The sequence below is a fragment of the Streptomyces purpurogeneiscleroticus genome, from assembly GCF_020024005.1.
GTDB lineage: Bacteria > Actinomycetota > Actinomycetes > Streptomycetales > Streptomycetaceae > Streptomyces > Streptomyces purpurogeneiscleroticus.
The window spans coordinates 1-2,992 of the sequence record NZ_NHSG01000242.1 but is presented as its reverse complement, the minus strand read 5'-3'; the positions used below and the strand labels follow the sequence as shown (position 1 = coordinate 2,992).

Genomic DNA, 2,992 nt, shown 5'->3' with positions numbered 1-2,992 from the left:
TGGGGAGCTCGGCGGGCAGCTCGGCGGCGGGGGCCTCGACCGGGAGGCTGCGCAGGTCGAGGGCGGGGACGCCCGGGACCGGCAGGAACGGGACGGCGGGCAGGCGGCCGTTGCCGACCTGCTGGAGCTGCTGGACCTGCTTGACGGCGCCCTTGACGGTCTTGGTCGCCTTGCCCGCGGCCTTGGTCGCCTTGGTGGCGTCCTTCGCGGTCTTGGTGACCTTGTTCAGGTCGGCCTTCTTCTGGACGTCGTTCAGCGTGCCGGTCGCGTCGCCGACGCGGCCGGTGGGCAGGCCGTCCATGGTGTGCACGTCGCCGCCGAGCACGCCGGTCACCTTGTCGGTCACGCCGCCCACGGTGTTCTCGACGGTGCCGGTCGCCTGGCCCGCGGTCTCCTCGACCGTGCCGGTCAGCTCGCCGGCCGGCAGCTTCTGCTGGACGGTACCGGTGAGGGCGCCGGCGTCAGGGGCGTCGACGGGCAGCTCGGCGGCGCTGGCGCCCGCGGTGCCCAGGGCGAACAGACCGGTGGCGGCAGCGGCGACGAAGATGGAACGACGGATGTTGTTGCGCATGATGGCGATGAGCCCTTCGAATTCCAGGAAGATGAGACGGGCAGACCTGTCCCGCCCCCGCGCGGCAGGTCTAGGGGGTGCTGACGGCCGTCGGCTCCGTGCGCTCACTCACCGTGTGTCGGTGCGGCGCGTGTGTCGGAGTCCGGCGGAAGGTCTGCCCTAGCCCGGGAATTCGAGGATGTCGGTGCTGCGCTCGCGCGTCGGCGCGCCGCTCGCCGCCCGTACGCCACCGGGCACCAGCCCGAAGCGCGGGTCCGTGCCCGGCAGTACGGCGTGCTGGTCCCCGCCTCGGGGGCCGTTGCCGTCGCCGGTGAGGTGCGGGGCCGGTGCGACCGGGCCCTGCGGAAGGTGGCCGGGCAGTCCGCCCCGGCCGGGTGCGTCGCCGGCGCCGTCGGCCGCGACCCGCGCCGCCGTACGGTCCGGGCCGCCGGTGGTGTCCACCGGAGCCGTAGGCCGGTCGTCGGCGATACGGTCCGTGCCGCACCGGTCCGCTACGGCCGCATGCTCGCGGCCGCCGTTCCGGGCGTCACCGTGCCGCGGCCGCTCGCCGTCCCGGCCCTGCTCCGCGCTGACGCCGGAGAGGTGGATCGGGAGGCCGGTCGCGTGCTGTACGTCCTGCACGACCTGGTCCACCGGAGCGGTGACCGGGTCGGTGACGGGTCGCAGGCGGTCCGTGAGCGGCTGTACGGCCTTGCCCAGCCGCTCCCCGGTCTCCTGCGCACCGCCGGACAGCCGGGCGCCGGCCTGCTGCGCGGCCCTTGCCTCACGCTCCGCGGCCTCCCGCTCCAGCGCCGCATCCGAACCGTCGAACGGCGAATCGCCGTCGGTCGTCGCGGAGTTGGCGTCCGGGTCGGAGGTGGCCGATTCGGCGGGCGAGGTGGAGGTGGAGGAGGTGGACGTGGTGGTGCCGGGCATACCGGACGGGGAGCTCGCCGTGGCGGTCTCGAAGCCGGTGTCCGTGGCCGTACCGGCGTCCGCAGCGTGTGCCGTACCGCCGCCGAAGGCGACGGCGAGGACAACGAAGCCGATCAGGAAGAGCCCGCTCAGCAGCGCACGCCGCACGACCACGGTGCGCGGCAGGCGCACAGCGGCAGGCAGAGCGAGCACAGCAGACAAGGGGGACCTTCCCGTACGGACGGCGACCGGGAGCGAGGCACTCAGGGCACCCCGCATCACACAGCACGTCGCGGGTGATCGAGCGATGCGCAGATACTTGCATGAGCAGCTATGTGCCGCGCAAGTCCCCTGTGCCACCTGTCACTGTTACTCCGTCATGTCCGGTATCGGCGGGTGACGGACACCCGACGGAAAACCGACGGAAGGCTGACGGAGGACTGACGGAAAGCTGTACGACCTGCGAACACGCCGCCGAGGACGGCTCGGCGGACGCCCGGGAGTGGCGCGGCGGACGCGTCAGCCCGTCGGGTCCGGTATCGGCAGTGGCCGCTTCTCCAGCGCGGCCGCCATCACCTCCGGAAACAGGTCCGGCGTACACGCGAACGCCGGTGCCCCCAGCGCCCCGAGGGCCGCCGCGTGCTCCCGGTCGTACGCGGGCGCCCCCTCGTCCGACAGCGCCAGCAGCGTCACGAACTGCACGCCGGACGCCTTCATCGCCGCCACCCGCTTCAGCATCTCGTTCCGTATCCCGCCCTCGTACAGGTCGCTGATGAGCACGACGACCGTCTCGGCGGGCCGGGTGATCCGCGACTGGCAGTACGCCAGCGCCCGGTTGATGTCCGTGCCGCCGCCCAGCTGCGTACCGAAGAGCACGTCCACCGGGTCGTCGATCTGGTCGGTGAGGTCGACGACCGAGGTGTCGAAGACGACCAGGCGGGTGGCGAGGGAGCGCATGGACGCGAGCACCGCTCCGAACACCGAGGCGTACACGACGGACGCCGCCATCGATCCGGACTGGTCGATGCAGAGGACGACCTCCTTCTTGACGGACTGCGCCGCCCGCCCGTAACCGATCAGCCGCTCCGGCACGACCGTGCCGTACTCGGGGAGGTAGTTCTTGAGGTTCGCGCGGATCGTGCGGTCCCAGTCGATGTCGCGGTGCCGGGGGCGGCTGATCCGCGCCGAACGGTCAAGCGCGCCGGTCAGCGTGGCCCGCGTCCGGCTCGCCAGCCGCTTCTCCAGCTGCTCGACGACCTTGCGCACGACCGCCCGCGCGGTCTCCTTCGTCGTCTCGGGCATGGCCTTGTGCAGCGAGAGCAGCGTGCCGACCAGATGCACGTCGGCCTCCACGGCCTCGAGCATCTCCGGCTCCAGCAGCAGCGCGGACAGGCCCAGCCGGTCGATCGCGTCCCGCTGCATCACCTGCACGACGGGGGTCGGGAAGTACCGGCGGATGTCGCCGAGCCACCTGGCCACGACGGGCGCGGAACCGCCGAGCCCCCCGGACCGCGACGCGCCCTCCTT

Annotated in this window: 2 protein-coding genes and 1 pseudogene; all 3 read right to left on the bottom strand. The window is 72.8% G+C overall.

Translation table 11 applies throughout. The annotated features are described in order from the left end of the window. A pseudogene (locus CCS38_RS15625) lies at window positions 1–571 on the bottom strand (hypothetical protein); the annotation flags it as partial. Window positions 572–730: 159 nt separating this feature from the next. Continuing rightward, entirely contained in the window at window positions 731–1,678 is a 948-nt protein-coding gene (locus tag CCS38_RS15620) for a hypothetical protein (protein WP_223733876.1), read from the bottom strand. 306 nt (window positions 1,679–1,984) lie between these two features. Then, on the bottom strand, window positions 1,985–2,992 hold a 1,008-nt coding region (locus CCS38_RS15615; protein ID WP_223733875.1), incomplete at its 5' end, for a VWA domain-containing protein.